Origin of the sequence: Synechococcus sp. MIT S9452 (assembly GCF_047304245.1) — a bacterium.
GTDB lineage: Bacteria > Cyanobacteriota > Cyanobacteriia > PCC-6307 > Cyanobiaceae > RCC307.
Window position 1 is genome coordinate 784,704 of sequence record NZ_CP138956.1, and the last position, 17,085, is coordinate 801,788.

Genomic DNA, 17,085 nt, shown 5'->3' on the forward strand with positions numbered 1-17,085 from the left:
TGCTCTCAGCTCAGGCCAGCCAGTGCCTGGCTGAAGTCGGCGGTGATGTCATCAATGTGCTCAATGCCGACGGAGACGCGCACCATGGTTGGCGTAACACCAGCTGAGCGCTGCTCCTCTTCGCTGAGCTGCTGGTGGGTGGTGGATGCCGGATGAATCACCAGGGTTTTGGCATCACCCACATTGGCCAAATGGCTGGCCAACTCAAGACCATTGATGAACGACACCGCATCGTCGTACCCACCTTTGAGGGTGAACATCAACATGCAGCCCATGCCCCGTGAGGTGCAGTACTGCTTGGCACGTTCGTGATAAGGATCACCAGCCAAGCCGGGGTAGCTCACACTCTCCACTTGCGGCTGGGATTGCAGCCAAGTGGCCAAGGCCATGGCATTGGAGGCATGGCGCTCCACCCGAAGGCTGAGGGTCTCAAGACCCTGCAACAGCATGAAGGAGTTGAAAGGGCTTTGGGCCGGGCCCCAATCGCGCAAGCCCTCAATCCGAGCCCGCAGAGCAAAAGCGATGTTGCGATCAGCCGGCAGGCCGAGCATGCCGCAGATATCACTGCCAAAACCAAAGGCATCCCAGTGCACAAGGCCGTGATACGCAGCGCTGGGCTCACTCATCAAGGGGAATTTGCCTGAGCCCCAATCGAAGGTGCCGGCATCAACAATCACCCCGCCCAGGCTGGTGCCATGGCCACCAATCCACTTGGTGGCGCTTTCCACCACCACATTAGCGCCATGCTCGATGGGGCGAATCAAGGCGCCAGCAGCGCCAAGGGTGTTGTCAACGATCAGAGGGATGCCATGGTCATGGGCCAAGGCAGCCAAGGCTTTGAAATCGGGGATGTTGAAGCGGGGGTTGCCCATCGCCTCGACATAGATGGCCTTGGTGTTCTCATCGATTTGGGCCTTGAAGCTTTCAGGGTCATCGCCTTCGGCGAATTTGACGTTGATGCCCAGCCGGGGGAACTGAACCTTGAACTGGTTGTAGGTGCCGCCGTAGAGAAAGGAGGTGGAGACCAAGTTGTCACCAGCCTGCATGAAGTTGGTGATGGCCAAAAATTGCGCCGACTGGCCCGAGGCGGTGGCCACAGCAGCCACACCGCCCTCCAGCGCCGCCACCCGCTTTTCAAAGACATCGGTGGTGGGGTTCATCAGGCGGGTGTAGATGTTCCCGAATTCCTTCAGCCCAAAAAGATTGGCGCCGTGCTCCGCGTCATTGAAGACATAGGAGGAGGTTTGATAAATCGGAACCGCACGGGCATTGGTGGTGGGATCCGCCTGCTGGCCAGCATGCAGCTGAAGCGTTTCAAACCGTTGGCTCATCAATGCTTGGGCACTCATCGCCCCTTTCTAGCCTCCAGATATCCCCCCTCTCGAGCTGCTGCTGCCGCTGGGCGAAGCGTTCGCGGTCGGCATCACTGAAGCGCTCGATGCAGTGCAAACAGCTCACCCCTTTGACATAGCTGGGCAGTTCACACTGCTGCGGCGTTAACGGCAAACCGCAGGCGTGGCAGAGCTTGTGCTCACCCGGCTCCAACTGATGGTTGAGGGCCACACGCCGGTCAAACACAAAACACTCCCCCTGCCAGCGGCTTTGCTCTGGCGGCACCATCTCGAGATAACGCAGGATGCCGCCTTCCAGGTGATGCACCTGATCAAACCCCTGCTGCAGCAGATGGGCTGTGGCCTTCTCGCAGCGAATCCCACCGGTGCAAAACAGGGCCAACTTGTTGGCGCCGCGCGCTTGCATCAAGGGGCGCAGTTCCTCAGCAGCCCAAGAGGGAAACTCGCGGAAGCTCTCGGTCTGGGGGTCCACCGCCCCGGCAAAGCTGCCAACCCCCACCTCGTAGCTGTTGCGCGTATCGATCACCAAGGTGGTGGGATCAGCAATCAGCTCATTCCACTGCTCTGGAGGCACATAGGTCCCCACTTGCTCGGTGGGATCCACTCCATGGCGACCCATGGTGACGATCTCGGCTTTCAAGCGCACCTTGAAGCGCAAAAAGCAGGGCTGATCACACCAGCTGCGCTTTTCTTGCAGGGCTTCAAAGCCGGCCTCTAAACGCAGGCGATCGAGCAATGCGCTGACCGCTTCAGCCTTGCCGCAAACGGTGCCATTGACCCCTTCAGCGGCGAGCAACACCGTGCCCAGCACACCCTGATCCCCGCCAAGCTGTTGCAGCTCGGCGCGCAGCTCTTGCAGGTTCTGCAGCGGCGCAAAGCGATAGAACGCCGATACCAGCAACGGGCCGTTCTGGGCCATCAGGCCGCTGCCACGCCCTCCAAACTGCTGCTCACCCCGGCTGCCGCCAGCAGCGCCTGATCAGCCTGAACCGCTGGATTGGTTGTGGTGAGCAGGCTGTCGCCATAGAAGATCGAATCAGCACCGGCCAGCAAGCACAGGATCTGAGCCTCCTGGCTCAACCTTTCCCGGCCTGCACTGAGGCGCACCCGGGCCTCGGGCATCAGGATCCTGGCCACTGCCACCATGCGCACCAACTCCAGCGGTTCCCAGGGCTCTTGATCCTCCAGCGGTGTTCCCTCAACAGCCACCAAGCCATTGATGGGAACACTTTCAGGATGGGGATTCAACCCAGCCAACACCTGCAGAAGGGAGGCGCGATCACGGCGTGATTCACCCATGCCGATGATGCCACCGCAGCACAAGCTCAAGCCGGCATCACGGGCCCGTTGCAGAGTGTCGAGGCGCTCTTGATAGGTGCGGGTGCTGATGATTTGGTCGTAATGCTCGGGGCTGGTGTCGAGGTTGTGGTTGTAGGAGGTCAATCCGGCTTGGGCGAGGCGCTCAGCTTGCGAATCGGTGAGCATGCCGGCGGTGACGCAGGCTTCCATGCCCAGCTCGCGCACCCCCCGCACCATGGCGAGCATCGCTTCAAACGGTGCGCCCTCGCGGATCTCACGCCAGGCCCAACCCATGCAGAAGCGGTGGGCCCCCGCATCACGGGCTGAGCGGGCTTGCTGCAGCACCCCATCGACTTGCAATTGCAGCTCGGGCTGGCCTGTCACATCACTGCTGTGATGCATCGATTGCGGGCAATAGGCGCAGTCCTCTTCGCAGCCACCGGTTTTAACGCTCAGCAAGGAAGCCAACTGCACGTGGTAGCCATCGGGGTGCGCGTCGCGATGCACCTGCTGGGCGCGCCAGAGCAGATCCACCAACGGCAGCTCCAGCAAGGCTTCGATTTCAGCGAGATCCCAGTCGTGGCGAATACGGGCAGACATCAGATCTCCTCTTGCACGCCACCAAAACGGCGCTGGCGCCCCTGGAAATCCACCAGGGCCTGGGTCAGGGCCGTCGCATCAAAATCAGGCCACAACACATCGGTGACATGCAGTTCGGCATAGGCCAGCTGCCAGAGCAGGAAATTACTGAGCCGCTGCTCCCCACTGGTGCGAATCAAGAGATCAGGATCGGGTTGGCCCGCGGTGTGCAACTGGGCCGCCAAAGCGTTCTCATCGATGGCCTCAGGGTCCAACTCCCCGCGCTGCACCTGAGCTGCCAAGGCACGGGCCGCCTGCACCAGCTCTTGGCGGCTGCCGTAGTTGGTACAGACATTGAAATGAATGCCGCTGTTGACTGCTGAGCGCTCAGTGGCTTCGGTGATCAGGGCCTGAAGCTTCGCTGGCAAGGGAGCAAGATCACCGAGAAAACGGATGCGCACCTGCTCTTTCTGCAGGGCCTCGAGCTCACGGGCCAACACCTGCTCAAACAGGGTCATTAAAAAGCTGACCTCCTCGCCAGGACGGGACCAGTTCTCCGTTGAGAAGGCATAGGCCGTCAACGCCCCAATGCCCCAGTCACTGCACAGACGCAAGGTGCGCTTGAGGGCTTCGACCCCCTGGCGATGGCCCATCACCCTGGGCAAGCCCCGCTGACGCGCCCAGCGGCCATTGCCATCCATGATCACGGCCACATGGACGGGCAGCTGGTCTGCCTGCAAGACAGCAGGCAAGGCAGTGGTGGGGGCAGGCCTAGCGGCCGCCACCGGAAGCCGGCTCATGAACGCACTCGCTTAGTGGAGTCAGAATGATCTCCACTCAAAGAGGATTTAGGCAGCGTACGCGCCTGACGCCGGCTCACCGCCTCACTGAGCAACTCGCGCAAACGCTCCCGGGTGATGGGCCGCTCAAAGCGTCCCTGGCTTGCCATCGAGATGGTTCCCGACTCCTCACTGACCACCACACAGAGGCAGCGGTCATGGCGCTCAGTGAGGCCAAGGGCGGCCAAATGCCTGGTGCCGTGGCGCGTGAAGCTGCTCTGCCGCGACAACGGCAAGATCACACCAGCGGAGGCCACGCGGTTGGCCTGAATCAGCACCGCTCCATCGTGCAGCGGCGAATCGGCTGAAAACAGATTGAGCAGCAGATCCACCGAAAGGGTGGCATCGATCGTGACACCTGGATTGAGGAAATCCTCCGGTCGCAGATCACTGCCGAGGTCAAGAACGATCAGGCCTCCGCAGCGGCGCTTGGAGAGCTGGGCGGTGGTGTCCACCAACAGATCAACGGTGCCGGATTCCTGCAGATCAGTGGGACGGCTGCCCATCAAGACCGCCAGACGGCCTGTGCCGAGCAGCTCTAGCAGCCGCCGGAGCTCACCTTGCAACAGGATCGCCAGGGCAAGCCCGCAGACCAGCACCAAGGCTTCAATCAACTTGGCCGTCAGCGGCAGGTTGCCGTAGCTCTGCAGCAACCAGCCCAGGGCCACCAACAGCAGATAGCCGCGCAGCAGCCAGAGCGTGCGAGGTTCACTAACCCGGCCAAGCAGGAGATAACCAAGCGCCCCGGCACAGAACAGATCCAGCAGCATGCGCAACCACAGCACCGCTGAATCCCTCCTCCGTTGCGATCACCCTACCGATCGCAACCGCTCCGGCAGGACGTCGTAGCGCAACAGTTCGTCTGGCCTCTCCCGCCGTTGCACCAGCTCGGCGCAGCCATCAGCCACCAACACGGCCGCCGGCTTGGGGATGCGGTTGTAGTTGGAGGCCATCGAGGCGTTGTAGGCGCCTGTGGCGAGCACCACCAGCACATCACCAGGCTCAGTGGCCGGCAGAGGCAACTGCTTGAGCAAGACATCGCCAGATTCGCAGTGTTTGCCCACCAAGGTCACGGTTTCTGTGGCTTCCGCCCCCGGGCGATCGGCCAAACAAGCGGTGTACTCCGATTGGTAGGTGATCGGGCGGGGGTTATCGCTCATGCCGCCATCGACAGCCACATAAGTATTGAGATCTGGAATCTGCTTGCGGCTGCCAACGGTGTAAAGGGTCACCCCAGCAGGAGCCACCAGAGATCGACCCGGCTCACACAGCAGCCGGGGCAGCTCAAGATTGCGCTCCCGGCAGGCCGCCACCATCGCTTCGGCGACCACCTGAACCCAGCCATCGATGCTCGGTGGATCGTCGGAGGCCACATAACGGATACCCAAACCACCACCCACATTCAGATCACTGGGGTCATGGCCCAGGCGGCGAGCCAGCACCAAGGCATCGGCCAGCACAGCCGCCAGGTCGCGGTGGGGCTCCACTTCAAAAATTTGAGAACCGATATGGGCATGCAGACCCTGAACCCGGGCCCAACGGCAGCCAGCCAAATGGGTCAGCACCTGCTCCAGCTGATCGGGATCAAAGCCAAACTTGCTATCGAGATGGCCAGTGCGGATGTATTCGTGCGTGTGGCACTCAATGCCAGGGGTGAAGCGCAACATCAGCGCCACCGGTTCGGTTCGGCCCTGGGCCAACTCCTGCAGCAGGGTGATGTCGTGCCAGTTATCAACCACCACCGTCACACCGTTTTGCACGGCCAGGGCCAATTCCTCGCTGGATTTGTTGTTGCCATGCAGCACGATCCGCTCAGGCGGCATGCCCCCCTCGAGTGCCGTCAACAACTCACCGGCTGAGACCGCATCAAGCCCCAACCCTTCCGATGCCACCACGGCGGTGATCGCCAAGCTGCTGTTCGCCTTGGAGGCGTAGACAGCCAACGAAGGCCCTGGGTAATGACGTTCCAATGCCTCGCGGTAGGCGCTGCAGGCCTGGCGCAAGCTGCGCTCATCAATTACATAGAGCGGTGTGCCAAAGCGCTGGGCCAGCTCGCTCAACACGCACTCGCCAACGCGCAGGCGACCTTCGGCGTCGATGTCGGTGCTGAGCGGAGCAAGATTGCGGTTGGGGCTGCTGAGATCAACTCCCCCAGCTGCCCAAGGCAGCGGACTCGTCGCAACCGGGGAGGTGCTGACCATGACGGGAACAACGCAAGCTTCAACGTGCTCCCATCCTTTCAGTCCGCAGGATCCACAACCACTGGCTGCCTGTGACCTGGCGGCGTGCCTGGCCCTTGACCAACAAGCCCTAGGCGGCTTTTGGAGCGAAGGGCAATGGCTCAAGGAGCTTGAGCACCCGCAGCGACTGACCGTTGGGCGCTGGGATCACGGGCGATCTCAGCTGCTCAGCCTGGCCAGCGGCTGGCTGGTGGCGGGCGAACTGCAGGTGATGTTGGTGGCGGTTCAACCAGAGCAGCAGCGCCGGGGGTTCGGGCGCCAAGTGCTGCAGGCCCTACTGCTACGGGCTCAAGAGCTGGGCTGCAGCAAGGCCTCGCTCGAGGTGGCCGCCAGCAATCGAGCCGCCATCCACCTCTATGGGGCCCTGGGCTTCATCAGTTGCGGACAACGCAGCGGTTACTACCGCAACGGTGAGGATGCCCTGCTGAAATGGCTTGATTTGAAGCAAATTCAAGACCGTACGGATAACCGTCCTGAGTAATGCCAACAGAAGACAACTAAGTGTTGCTAACGGCGATAAAAAACGTTGCTGTGACTTGGGTCTCACTGAGAGCAGCGCCTTCAAAACCTGCAAACTTTGATGTTGCGAAGTTCCATCGGTTTTCACCCTGCAACAACCCCTTCAATCCTGATAGCGTGTTGTCACTCTGAGCGGCCCCAGGCTCCATGTTTGAGCGCTTTACCGAGAAGGCCATCAAGGTCATCATGCTGGCCCAAGAAGAGGCCAGGCGTCTTGGTCACAACTTCGTTGGCACCGAGCAGATCCTCTTGGGTCTGATTGGGGAAGGCACCGGTGTTGCGGCCAAGGTCTTGAAGTCCATGGGCGTCAACCTCAAAGACGCTCGCGTTGAAGTCGAAAAAATCATTGGTCGCGGCTCCGGCTTTGTAGCGGTGGAGATTCCTTTCACCCCCCGCGCCAAACGCGTCCTGGAGCTCTCCCTCGAAGAGGCCCGTCAGCTCGGCCACAACTACATTGGCACTGAGCATCTGCTCTTGGGCCTGATCCGCGAAGGCGAAGGCGTCGCCGCACGCGTTCTGGAGAACCTCGGTGTTGACCTGGCCAAGGTGCGCACCCAGGTGATCCGCATGCTCGGCGAAACCGCTGAGGTGGCCACCGGCGGTGGCGGCAAGGGTTCCACCAAGACCCCAACACTCGACGAGTTCGGCAGCAACCTCACCCAGCTGGCCAGCGACGGCAAGCTCGATCCTGTGGTTGGTCGCCACAACGAGATTGATCGCGTCATCCAGATCCTGGGCCGCCGCACCAAGAACAATCCCGTCTTGATCGGTGAACCTGGCGTTGGCAAAACCGCCATTGCCGAAGGCTTGGCTCAGCGGATCAACGCTGGTGAAATTCCCGACATCCTCGAAGACAAGCGTGTTCTGACACTGGACATCGGTTTGTTGGTGGCTGGCACCAAATACCGGGGCGAATTTGAAGAGCGCCTCAAAAAGATCATGGATGAGATCCGTGGCGCCGGCAACGTGATCTTGGTGATCGATGAGGTGCACACCTTGATCGGTGCTGGTGCTGCTGAAGGCGCCATCGATGCCGCCAACATCCTCAAACCAGCCCTCGCACGTGGTGAGCTGCAGTGCATCGGGGCTACCACCCTTGATGAATATCGCAAGCACATCGAGCGCGATGCCGCCCTCGAGCGTCGCTTCCAGCCCGTCAACGTTGGCGAACCCTCCGTTGAGGACACCATCGAAATCCTGATGGGCCTGCGTGAGCGCTACGAAGCACACCACCGGCTCAAGATCACCGACGATGCCGTGGTGGCCGCCGCCACCCTCGGCGATCGCTACATCTCGGATCGCTTCCTGCCCGACAAGGCCATCGACCTCATCGATGAGGCTGGCAGCCGCGTGCGCCTGCTCAATTCCAAGCTGCCCCCAGCAGCGAAAGAGCTCGATAAGCAGCTACGCGAGGTCCAAAAAGAGAAGGAGACCGCAGTTCGCGAGCAGGACTTCACCAAAGCTGGTGAGTTGCGCGAGAAAGAGGTGGAGCTGCGCGAGCAGATCCGCGGCATCACCCAGAACCGCCGCGATGAAGCCGCCCGCAGTGACGCGTCTGAAGCCGATTCCGCAGCGGCCGATGCACCAGCGCCAGCCGCCACCACCGCAACGGCTGACACCGCTCAGGACAACAGCCCCGTGGTGAATGAAGAGGACATCGCCCAAATCGTGGCGTCCTGGACTGGGGTTCCTGTTCAGAAGTTGACCGAAACCGAATCGGCCAAGTTGCTGAACATGGAGGAAACCCTCCACCAGCGCCTGATCGGCCAAGACGAGGCTGTCAAAGCGGTGTCCAAGGCCATCCGCCGCGCCCGCGTCGGCCTGAAAAACCCCAATCGCCCGATTGCGAGTTTCATCTTCTCCGGCCCCACCGGTGTTGGTAAGACCGAGCTGACCAAAGCCCTGGCGTCCTATTTCTTCGGCAGCGAAGAAGCCATGATTCGCCTCGACATGAGCGAATTCATGGAGCGCCACACGGTCAGCAAGCTGATCGGTTCGCCTCCTGGTTATGTGGGCTTCAACGAGGGCGGTCAACTGACCGAAGCGGTGCGCCGCCGGCCCTACACCGTGGTGCTCTTCGATGAAATCGAAAAAGCACACCCCGATGTGTTCAACCTGCTGCTGCAGCTGCTGGAAGACGGACGCCTGACCGACTCCAAAGGCCGCACGGTGGACTTCAAGAACACCTTGATCATCATGACTTCGAACATTGGCTCGAAAGTCATCGAGAAAGGCGGCGGCGGCCTCGGCTTTGAGTTCAGCGGCGACGACGCTGAGGAAACTCAATACAACCGGATCCGCTCGTTGGTGAATGAAGAGCTCAAGCAGTACTTCCGCCCTGAGTTCCTCAACCGCCTCGACGAGATCATCGTCTTCCGTCAGCTCAACCGTGATGAGGTGAAGCTGATCGCCGACATCATGTTGCGCGAGGTCTTCAACCGCATGAAGGAGAAGGGCATCCTTCTTTCGGTAACCGAAGCCTTCAAAGAGCGCTTGGTGGAAGAGGGCTACAACCCCGCCTACGGCGCCCGCCCATTGCGCCGTGCAGTGATGCGCTTGTTGGAAGACTCCTTGGCCGAGGAATTCCTCGCCGGCCGCCTCAAGGAAGGCGAAGCCGCTCTGGTGGATGTCGACGACGACAAGCAGGTGGTGATCCGCCCCGGCGGTACCACCAGCGCTCCGCAGGAGCTGGCCAGCAGCAGCGTTTGAAGCGCAACAGCAGAGAGCTGATTCGTAGGCTGAGGCCATGAGCAGCTCCATCTCGTCCCACGCCATTGCCCCAGCCAACGTGCTGCGCGGACATGGCGCCTGGGGTGAAGCGCTGCCGCTGATTGCCGCGCTGAGCCAAAAGCCATTTGTGCTGGGCCGCAGCGCTGCAACAGCGGAGTTGCGCCAAAACCTGAAAAGCGATCTCGAAGCAACAGGCCTGTCGGTCTCCACTGGTGAGCTGGAATTTGATTGCTGCGAGCAGGATCTGCAGCGCTTAGCCGCTGAGATCACCGCCTGCGGATCTGATGCGGTCTTGGCGGCCGGCGGTGGCAAGGTGCTCGATGCCGGCAAGCTGCTGGCCGACCGGCTGGGTTTGAGCTGCATCACGGTGCCCACTAGCGCCGCCACCTGTGCCGGCTGGACCGCACTGGCCAACATCTATTCAGCGCAAGGGGCCTTTGAAAGCGATGTGGCCCTGCGTCACTGCCCCGAGCTGTTGATCTTTGACCACGATCTGGTGGTCAAAGCTTCAGCGCGAACCCTGGCGAGCGGCATCGCCGATGCGATGGCCAAGTGGTACGAGGCATCGGTGAGCAGCGGCTCCAGCAGCGATGGGCTGGTGCAACAGGCCGTGCAACAAGCCCGCGTGCTGCGCGATCAACTGCTGCTAGAAGGGCTAGAAGCGATCGAGCATCCGGGCTCTGAGGCCTGGCAGCGCGTGGCTGAAGCCAGCGGCCTGACCGCCGGGCTGATTGGCGGGATCGGCGGGGCCCGCTGCCGCACAGTGGCCGCCCATGCGGTTCACAACGGCCTGACGCAATTGGCCGCCTGCCATTGCGTGCTGCATGGCGAGAAGGTGGGCTTTGGCATCCTGGTGCAGTTACGGCTGGAAGAACAGCTAGGGGGAAGCCAACTGGCGGCCCAAGCCCGCCGGCAGCTGTTCAGCTTTTTCCGTCAGTTGCAGTTGCCCGTGAGCCTGGAGGAGCTGGGGCTCGCTGGCGCCAGCCTGCAGGAACTGCAAGAGGTGTGCCGTTTTGCCTGCCGCGAAGGCTCCGATCTACACCATCTGCCCTTCCCGGTGTCTCCCGATGATCTGCTCTCCGCCCTCGTGAGCAGCAGCCAGGGATGTCTGACGCACTAAGAGCCGCTGCCGAGCAGCTGATCGATCCGCAAGGGCGGGAGTTAGCCAAGGCTGTGCGCTGGCTGGAGCTGGATTTGCCCGGCTTGGATCCAGCCCTGCGCTGGCCGGTTGCTGTGCTCGGCGAAGGCCAGCCAGTGTTGCTGCTCCATGGCTTTGATAGCTCCCTATTGGAGTTCAGGCGCCTGGCACCGCTACTGGCAGGTCGCTATCAACTCTGGATCCCCGACCTGTTTGGCTTTGGCTTCACGCCAAGGCCTGAGGGCATTGGCTACAACCCATCAGCCGTGCTCCAGCATCTGCTGGCCATCACCGAGCAAATGCCAGAAGGCCCCATTGGCCTGATCGGTGCCTCGATGGGGGGCTCGGTGGCCGTGGTGCTGGCCCGTGAACTTCAAGACGCCCAGCCGCAGCGCATCGAAAAACTGTTGCTGCTCGCTCCAGCGGGGCTCACCGGCAAACCCATGCCACTGCCGCCGCTGCTGGATCGGTTGGGGGCCGGCTTCTTGGGCCTGCCTGCTGTGCGCCGCGGCCTCTGCCGCCAAGCCTTTGCCGATCCCGATGCAGCGGTGGGGCCAGCGGAAGAAGAAATCGCTAGCCTGCATCTGAACACCCCAGGCTGGGCAGCTGCCCTTGCCTGTTTTGCCCGTAGCGGTGGCTTTGCCGGGGTTGGTGCGCCATTGCCAGCCGCGCCGATTCAAGTGCTGTGGGGCGCGCAAGACCGCATCCTGCGAGCACCGCAGAAGCGCGCCGCTGAGGCCCTGCTGGGAGATCGGCTGCAACTGGTGGAAGGCTGCGGCCACCTGCCCCATCTCGACCAACCCGAGCTGGTGGCCCGCACCTGGATGACCCCATGAGCGGGCCGGCGCTGGGGGTGATCAGCCAAGCCATCAAGCTCTGGCTCAAAAGCGTGTGCAGCCAGCTGGAGCACCTCGATCTCAAGCTGCAAGGCTCCCTCTGGCGCCTGCTGCAGGGCCACCTGGCCGGGGCCACCGTTCACGCCAAGGGCGTGGTGTTTCAAGACCTCGCCATTGACCAGGTGGAGATCAGCAGCGAACCAATTGATCTCGATGTAGGAGCGCTGCTCAAAGGCCAACCGCTGCAGCTGCGCCAAAGCTTTGCAGTAAAGGGCTGGGTGCAATTCAGCGAATCCGGCCTCACCGGCTGCCTGCAAAGCCCAGTCCTGGCTGACTTCAGCGCTGAACTCAGCAGTGTGTTTTTAGGTGGCCAGCCGCTGGAGCGCTTAGAGATTCAAGCGGGCAAGGTTTTGCTGCACAGCACAGCGGCGACCCCAGTGCCATGCCAGTGCGTTTTGGAAGCCGGAGAGCTGAGCCTGCGCGACCAACACCAGACCTTGGTGGTGCCGATGGATCCCGCCATCAGCCTGGAGCAGCTAGAGCTGCAAGCGGCTCAGCTGACGCTGCGGGGGCGGTCTGTGGTGAGCCCCGAAGCGGCTGGCTAGCCCACCAAAGGCAATACCAAGGTGACGGCGTAAAACACCACTGCAGGAGTGAACAAATAGCTATCCACCCGATCGAGAATGCCGCCGTGGCCTGGAATCAAGGCGCCTGAATCCTTCACACCGGCATCGCGTTTCATCATCGATTCGGTGAGATCACCCACCAGGGCAAACAGCGCCACCAAGCCCCCCAGGCCGGCACCGAGCAGAGGCCCCAAGGGCCACCCCAACAACCAACCGCCCACAGCGCCTGTGATCACCGTGGCGACCACGCCCGCCAACGCCCCTTCCACCGTTTTTCCCGGTGACACCTCCGAAAGACGCGTACGGCCAAAACGGCTACCCCACAAATAGGACCCGCAATCAGCCGCCCAAATCAGCACAAACGCCAACAGCGTGATCGATAGCCCTGGATGGAGCGGCCATTGGGGAGCCGCCCAAGCGTCACTGAGATCGCGCAACCGCACCCAATGGCTGGGCAAAAAGCCCAGATAGAAAAGGCCAAAGATCGACGCAGCAATGTCTGCGATCGTGCCGGTGACCGGCTGCAGCAGCAGCCAGCCGCAGATCACTGAACCCGCCACTGGCAGCACCGCAGCCGCCCAGGGACTTCCCGGGGCCAACTGGGTAATGATCAACAGCAACTGACAGGCCACCAAGGTGGTTTTGCTGGCCGGGCGAATGCCCTTGAACTGGGCCAGCCGGAAAAATTCCAGCAAGGCCAAATGCACGATCACCCCCAGGCTGAGGGTGAACCACCAGCCCCCCAGCCCAACGATCAACAGGCCAAAGGCCGCCGCCGCCAGACCGCTCAACCATCGGCTCGAGCCACTCATGGGTGACGTTCGGCCGCAATCACGAACAGAGGTTCTGCCGCGGCCAAGCGCGTTTGATTGCTGCGCCGCACCATGCGATGAACAGTGGCTTGAGAAACCTGCACATCATTGGCTGCCAATTGACCCAGATGGTCGGTGGCATCCACCAAGCCCTCCAAGCTGGTGGTGCTGATCACCAGCCGGCCGGCTGGAGCCATGGCATCCCAAACGGCTCGCAGCACATCGCCCAAGGGACGCCCCACCTCCAGCACCACCCGATCTGGAGCAGGGGCCAGCTTGGCGAGATCGGCCGGCGCCTGGCCGGCGAACACCTCAAGATTTTGGATACCAAGACGGGCGCGGTTGCGCTCCAGCAGATCGATCGCCTCTGGATCCCGCTCGAGGGCCTGCACCCGGCCGCCTGGCAATAGACGGGCGATCTCGAGGGCCAGGGCACCGGTGCCGCCGCCCACATCCCACACCACTGAATCGGGCCTCGGGCGCAAATAGGCCAGCAGAATCACCCGCAGCTCCATCGGCGTGGGACTGAACCCAGGAGCTGCCTTAAAGACCCCATCGGGCAAACCGGGGGTCACGAAATCCCACTGGTATGGCTCCTGAAGGGCCACTGCAATCAGACCAGAACCCTTACCGTATCAGGGATCTGCCCGGCCCAAAGCCGCTGCTGCTGCTGCAGCCACTCCAGGCGCACAGGCTCAAGCCGCTCGCCTGGAAGCACCACCGGGATTCCTGGCGGATAGGGGCAGAGCAATTCAGCGGCAATGCGCCCGCTGGCCTGGCCCAATGGCAAGGCTTGCGATGGTTGCGCCCAGGCCTGCTGCGGCGAGAGGGCCAGGCGGCTGATCAAAGGAAACGGTGGCGGCTGCACCGGCGGCAAAGCAGGGGCCCCTTTGGCCTGACGCAATTGCTGCAGGGCCTGGCGCAGTTGCCGGCCCAGCCCCCGGCTAGGCCCCAAGCCCAAACAAAAGGTGAGGCTCAGCAGCTCGGGACATTCAGCGATCACACCGCGCTGCAGTAACCAGGCATCCGCCTCGGCTCCGGAGCATCCCCAGGCGCCGGTGTGCAGCAGCAGCCGCAAGGGATCGTCATTCATCAACAACGGAATGCCGGCAGCCAGGAGTTGCTCCCGTAAAACCTGGGCCTGCTGCAGCCGCGCGAGAAGTTGCCGCCCGCCTGTGGCCGAACAGTGATGGCGGTAGGCCTGCTCGGCGCTGAGCATCAACACAGCACTGGGGCTGCTGGTTTGCAGCCAGCCCAGGGCTTGCTCGAGCGCCGCGGGCGCAAAGGCTGCGCCTTGGCTGTGCAATGCCGCGCTCTGGCCCAAGCCGCCCAAGCTTTTATGAACCGAATGCACCACAAGATCAGCGCCTGCCGCGAGAGCGCAGACCGGCAGGCTGGAATCAAAGCCGAAGTGCCCGCCATGGGCCTCATCCACCAGCACCGCCGCGCCATAGCGATGGGCGATCGCCACCAGCTCCGGCAGATCACTGGCTAGACCCTGATAGGTCGGTGAAACCAACACCAGTAGCGACACCGGGCCGGCCTGCCTGAGCAACCGTTCCAACTGCTCAGGAGGCAAGGGCTGCCACAGCCCCGTGAGCGGATCGATTGGCGGGCTGTACAGCGCTGGGGTAACGCCAGCCAAGGCACAACCGTGCAACAGCGAGCGGTGCAAGTTGCGCGGCAAAAGCAGCTGCCCAGGCCGTTGCGCGGCTGCCAGCAGGCAGGCCTGCAGCAACCCACTGGCGCCATTGACGCCATACCAGCTGCGCTCAGCTCCAAGGCATTGGGCCAGCTGTTGCTGGGACTCGGCAACGGCGCCATCCGGCTCGAGTGGTCCACCAATGTCAGGAAGCTCGGGCAGGTCGTAAGACCAGGGCAGGGCAACAGCAGAAGGCGGCCGCCCAGTACCACGGCGATGGGCCGGCAAATGCAGAAACAGGCGGGATGCACCAGCCGCCTTGGCAAGGGCTTGCTCCAATGGCCAGCGGGATGGACGCAGCAACCTCGACGACTTGAGCGCAGTTTCTAGAGTCTGCCCAGCACTGAGCCCTGCCATTCACCGCCAGTACCCCGTTCCCCTGCATCAATTGGTGGGCCGCCTGGTGGTGGTGCTCTGGCAGCTCGGCGGCTTGAGCCTCACCCTGGTGGTTCAAGGCGGCAGTGAGGATCGGGCTGTCCAGCGCCGTCTGGGCAAGCGTTTGCTGCATACGCTCACAGGCCTGGGGCCCTGCTTCATCAAGTTGGGCCAGTCCCTCTCCACCAGACCGGATCTGGTGCAGCGCGATTGGCTCGAGCAACTCACTCGCCTGCAGGATGACCTTCCGGCGTTTGATCACAGCAAAGCCCTGGCCACCATCCAATCGGAATTGGGAGCACCGGCCCAGCAACTCTTCGCCACCTTCCCGGATCATCCGGTGGCGGCGGCCAGCCTCGGTCAGGTTTACAAAGCCAAGCTGCTCGATGGCCGCTGGGTGGCGGTCAAGGTGCAGCGACCTGATCTGGAGCCGCGGCTGCGGCTGGACCTGGCCGTTATCCGCCTGCTGGCTCAGCTGTCAGGACCGTTCCTACCGCTCAACCTCGGCGACGACCTCACCGCCATCGTTGATGAGTTTGGTCAGACGCTATTTCGCGAAATCGACTACGAGCTCGAAGCCGATAACGCCGAACGCTTCGCCCAGCTATTTGAAAACGATCCCACCGTGGTGGTGCCTGAGGTGGAGCGGGTGCTCAGCAGCCGCCGCGTGCTGACCACAACCTGGCTAGCTGGGGTGAAGCTGCAGAACCGGGAGGTGCTGGAGCGCAACCAACTCGATCCCACCACCTTGGTGCGCGCTGGGGTGATCTCAGGGCTGCGGCAACTGCTCGAATTCGGCTATTTCCACGCCGATCCCCATCCCGGCAATCTGTTCGCTCTCTCTGGCGGCCCCAACGGATTTGGCCGGCTTGGCTACGTCGATTTCGGCATGATGGACATGCTGAGCAACGACGATCGGCTGACGTTGACCGATGCCGTTGTTCATCTGATCAACAAAGACTTCCGCGCCCTTGGCCACGACTTTGTGCGGCTGGGGTTCTTGCAACCCGGCACCGACCTCGAGCCGCTGGTACCAGCCCTCGAGAGCGTACTGGGGGGACAGCTGGGCGACAGCGTTCAAGACTTCAACTTCAAAACGATCACCGATCGCTTCTCGGAGCTGATGTTTGAGTACCCCTTCCGGGTACCGGCTCGCTTTGCGCTGATCATTCGCGCGGTGGTCAGCCAGGAGGGCCTCGCCCTGCGGCTCGAGCCGGAATTCAGCATCATCCGTGTGGCCTATCCCTATGTGGCCAAACGCCTGCTCGCGGCTGACACCGAAGAGCTGCGGCACAAGCTGCTCGATGTGCTGTTTGATCGCCAAGGCCGGCTGCAACTGGAAAGGCTGGAGAACCTGCTGGAGGTGGTGGGCACCGATGGCAATCCTGCCGATCTCATCCCGGTCGCTGGGGCTGGCTTAAAGCTGATGGTGGGCAAAGAAGGCCACGGTCTGCGCCAACGGCTGCTGCTGGCTTTGGTTCGCGATGGCCGGCTACACACCGATGACATCCAGGCGCTGGCCACCTTGGTGCGCCGCCGCTTCAGCCCGGCTCGGCTGGCGGGCGACTGGTGGCAGCAACTCAGCCTTTAACGTGCAGCTCCCTTAAGGCCACCAGTGGACTACGAGACCTTTAATTTTGATCTGCCGTTGATGAGCCTGCCGCAGCCGCCTTATTTGGTGGCAGGGCTGGGTTTGGCCATTGGCGTTCTTTGCGGACTGACCTTCTCGCGCTTGATTCAAAACAAGCTGGATGCCTGGAAGCAGGATCGTCTCGCCCTGTTGCCGTTGGGGAATGCCGAAATCACGATCAGCTACAGCGGTGTGTTGGTGGGCACCACCTTGTTCATTGGCGCCTCGCTGCAGGTGTTCGGCTTTGCATCAGGGGCTGCCCTGCTGATCGCCACGCTGCTGTCCTTGCTCACCGGGGGCGCCCTTTGGGTGCAGCTGGAGCGCTTGATGGTTCAAGTGGAAGAAGGACGCTTCCGCGCCGTCGATTTCGACAACTTCGACGAATTTTTCTAAGCCAACTGAAATCTG

16 protein-coding genes are annotated in these 17,085 nt (G+C 62.1%); 7 read left to right on the forward strand and 9 right to left on the reverse strand.

What is annotated here, in order from left to right; all coding sequences use genetic code 11:
- Nucleotides 1-5: 5 nt before the first annotated feature.
- From SIB46_RS04305 to lysA, 6 genes are read right to left on the reverse strand one after another with little or no spacing between them, the layout of a single operon-like run.
- Nucleotides 6-1,331 (reverse strand): O-acetylhomoserine aminocarboxypropyltransferase/cysteine synthase family protein, encoded by a 1,326-nt coding sequence (locus tag SIB46_RS04305; RefSeq protein WP_413297702.1) that lies wholly within the window; start codon nucleotides 1,329-1,331, stop codon nucleotides 6-8.
- A complete protein-coding gene (locus SIB46_RS04310) occupies nucleotides 1,315-2,271 on the reverse strand; it encodes a rhodanese-related sulfurtransferase (RefSeq protein ID WP_413297310.1) in 957 nt (318 codons plus the stop codon). Before SIB46_RS04310 ends, SIB46_RS04305 begins: the two co-directional genes overlap by 17 nt.
- Complete coding sequence (bioB, locus tag SIB46_RS04315) at nucleotides 2,271-3,251, reverse strand: biotin synthase BioB (protein ID WP_413297311.1); 981 nt, start codon at nucleotides 3,249-3,251, stop codon at nucleotides 2,271-2,273. Before bioB ends, SIB46_RS04310 begins: the two co-directional genes overlap by 1 nt.
- Nucleotides 3,251-4,030, reverse strand: a complete 780-nt coding sequence (locus SIB46_RS04320) for an isoprenyl transferase (protein WP_413297312.1) — start codon at nucleotides 4,028-4,030, stop codon at nucleotides 3,251-3,253. The genes bioB and SIB46_RS04320 overlap by 1 nt, the downstream gene beginning before the upstream one ends.
- Nucleotides 4,027-4,839, reverse strand: a complete 813-nt coding sequence (gene cdaA / locus SIB46_RS04325; RefSeq protein WP_413297703.1) for a diadenylate cyclase CdaA — start codon at nucleotides 4,837-4,839, stop codon at nucleotides 4,027-4,029. The genes SIB46_RS04320 and cdaA overlap by 4 nt, the downstream gene beginning before the upstream one ends.
- A gap of 39 nt (nucleotides 4,840-4,878) precedes the next feature.
- Nucleotides 4,879-6,270, reverse strand: coding sequence for a diaminopimelate decarboxylase (gene lysA / locus SIB46_RS04330; protein WP_413297313.1), 1,392 nt, complete (start codon nucleotides 6,268-6,270; stop codon nucleotides 4,879-4,881).
- Here lysA and SIB46_RS04335 point away from each other — a divergent pair.
- The 5 genes from SIB46_RS04335 (at nucleotide 6,269) to SIB46_RS04355 (ending at nucleotide 12,137) form a co-directional block, all read left to right on the forward strand.
- Nucleotides 6,269-6,790 carry a GNAT family N-acetyltransferase gene (locus tag SIB46_RS04335; protein WP_413297314.1) on the forward strand — a complete coding sequence of 174 codons (522 nt, stop codon included), beginning with the start codon at nucleotides 6,269-6,271 and terminating at the stop codon, nucleotides 6,788-6,790. The genes lysA and SIB46_RS04335 overlap by 2 nt on opposite strands.
- A gap of 185 nt (nucleotides 6,791-6,975) precedes the next feature.
- Nucleotides 6,976-9,537, forward strand: a complete 2,562-nt coding sequence (locus tag SIB46_RS04340) for an ATP-dependent Clp protease ATP-binding subunit (RefSeq protein WP_413297315.1) — start codon at nucleotides 6,976-6,978, stop codon at nucleotides 9,535-9,537.
- Between the two features lie 37 nt (nucleotides 9,538-9,574).
- Entirely contained in the window at nucleotides 9,575-10,678 is a 1,104-nt protein-coding gene (locus tag SIB46_RS04345) for an iron-containing alcohol dehydrogenase family protein (RefSeq protein WP_413297316.1), read from the forward strand.
- Entirely contained in the window at nucleotides 10,663-11,532 is an 870-nt protein-coding gene (locus SIB46_RS04350; RefSeq protein WP_413297317.1) for an alpha/beta fold hydrolase, read from the forward strand. The genes SIB46_RS04345 and SIB46_RS04350 overlap by 16 nt, the downstream gene beginning before the upstream one ends.
- Complete coding sequence (locus tag SIB46_RS04355) at nucleotides 11,529-12,137, forward strand: DUF2993 domain-containing protein (RefSeq protein ID WP_413297318.1); 609 nt, start codon at nucleotides 11,529-11,531, stop codon at nucleotides 12,135-12,137. Before SIB46_RS04350 ends, SIB46_RS04355 begins: the two co-directional genes overlap by 4 nt.
- On the opposite strand, the gene SIB46_RS04360 is transcribed toward SIB46_RS04355, so the two are convergent.
- The 3 genes from SIB46_RS04360 to SIB46_RS04370 are packed head-to-tail and all read right to left on the reverse strand — an operon-like array spanning nucleotide 12,134 to nucleotide 15,029.
- Nucleotides 12,134-12,970: a phosphatidate cytidylyltransferase gene (locus tag SIB46_RS04360; RefSeq protein ID WP_413297319.1), complete on the reverse strand. Its 837-nt coding sequence runs from the start codon at nucleotides 12,968-12,970 to the stop codon at nucleotides 12,134-12,136. The genes SIB46_RS04355 and SIB46_RS04360 overlap by 4 nt on opposite strands.
- Nucleotides 12,967-13,545 carry a precorrin-6Y C5,15-methyltransferase subunit CbiT gene (gene cbiT / locus SIB46_RS04365; protein ID WP_413297320.1) on the reverse strand — a complete coding sequence of 193 codons (579 nt, stop codon included), beginning with the start codon at nucleotides 13,543-13,545 and terminating at the stop codon, nucleotides 12,967-12,969. Before cbiT ends, SIB46_RS04360 begins: the two co-directional genes overlap by 4 nt.
- 38 nt (nucleotides 13,546-13,583) lie before the next feature.
- Nucleotides 13,584-15,029: an aminotransferase class I/II-fold pyridoxal phosphate-dependent enzyme gene (locus SIB46_RS04370; RefSeq protein WP_413297321.1), complete on the reverse strand. Its 1,446-nt coding sequence runs from the start codon at nucleotides 15,027-15,029 to the stop codon at nucleotides 13,584-13,586.
- Nucleotides 15,030-15,081: 52 nt separating this feature from the next.
- Between SIB46_RS04370 and SIB46_RS04375 the strand changes: the two genes are divergently transcribed.
- Entirely contained in the window at nucleotides 15,082-16,638 is a 1,557-nt protein-coding gene (locus SIB46_RS04375) for an ABC1 kinase family protein (RefSeq protein WP_413297704.1), read from the forward strand.
- Between the two features lie 60 nt (nucleotides 16,639-16,698).
- Nucleotides 16,699-17,070 carry a hypothetical protein gene (locus SIB46_RS04380; protein WP_050815531.1) on the forward strand — a complete coding sequence of 124 codons (372 nt, stop codon included), beginning with the start codon at nucleotides 16,699-16,701 and terminating at the stop codon, nucleotides 17,068-17,070.
- The last annotated feature ends 15 nt before the right edge of the window (nucleotides 17,071-17,085 follow it).

Coding starts and splice junctions, on each gene's coding strand:
- SIB46_RS04305 (WP_413297702.1), bottom strand. CDS start 1,331: ATGAGCCAACGGTTTGAAACGCTTCAGCTGCATGCTGGCCAGCAGGCG.
- SIB46_RS04310 (WP_413297310.1), bottom strand. CDS start 2,271: ATGGCCCAGAACGGCCCGTTGCTGGTATCGGCGTTCTATCGCTTTGCG.
- bioB (WP_413297311.1), bottom strand. CDS start 3,251: ATGTCTGCCCGTATTCGCCACGACTGGGATCTCGCTGAAATCGAAGCC.
- SIB46_RS04320 (WP_413297312.1), bottom strand. CDS start 4,030: ATGAGCCGGCTTCCGGTGGCGGCCGCTAGGCCTGCCCCCACCACTGCC.
- cdaA (WP_413297703.1), bottom strand. CDS start 4,839: ATGCTGCTGGATCTGTTCTGTGCCGGGGCGCTTGGTTATCTCCTGCTT.
- SIB46_RS04335 (WP_413297314.1), top strand. CDS start 6,269: ATGACGGGAACAACGCAAGCTTCAACGTGCTCCCATCCTTTCAGTCCG.
- lysA (WP_413297313.1), bottom strand. CDS start 6,270: ATGGTCAGCACCTCCCCGGTTGCGACGAGTCCGCTGCCTTGGGCAGCT.
- SIB46_RS04340 (WP_413297315.1), top strand. CDS start 6,976: ATGTTTGAGCGCTTTACCGAGAAGGCCATCAAGGTCATCATGCTGGCC.
- SIB46_RS04345 (WP_413297316.1), top strand. CDS start 9,575: ATGAGCAGCTCCATCTCGTCCCACGCCATTGCCCCAGCCAACGTGCTG.
- SIB46_RS04350 (WP_413297317.1), top strand. CDS start 10,663: ATGTCTGACGCACTAAGAGCCGCTGCCGAGCAGCTGATCGATCCGCAA.
- SIB46_RS04355 (WP_413297318.1), top strand. CDS start 11,529: ATGAGCGGGCCGGCGCTGGGGGTGATCAGCCAAGCCATCAAGCTCTGG.
- SIB46_RS04360 (WP_413297319.1), bottom strand. CDS start 12,970: ATGAGTGGCTCGAGCCGATGGTTGAGCGGTCTGGCGGCGGCGGCCTTT.
- SIB46_RS04370 (WP_413297321.1), bottom strand. CDS start 15,029: ATGGCAGGGCTCAGTGCTGGGCAGACTCTAGAAACTGCGCTCAAGTCG.
- SIB46_RS04380 (WP_050815531.1), top strand. CDS start 16,699: ATGAGCCTGCCGCAGCCGCCTTATTTGGTGGCAGGGCTGGGTTTGGCC.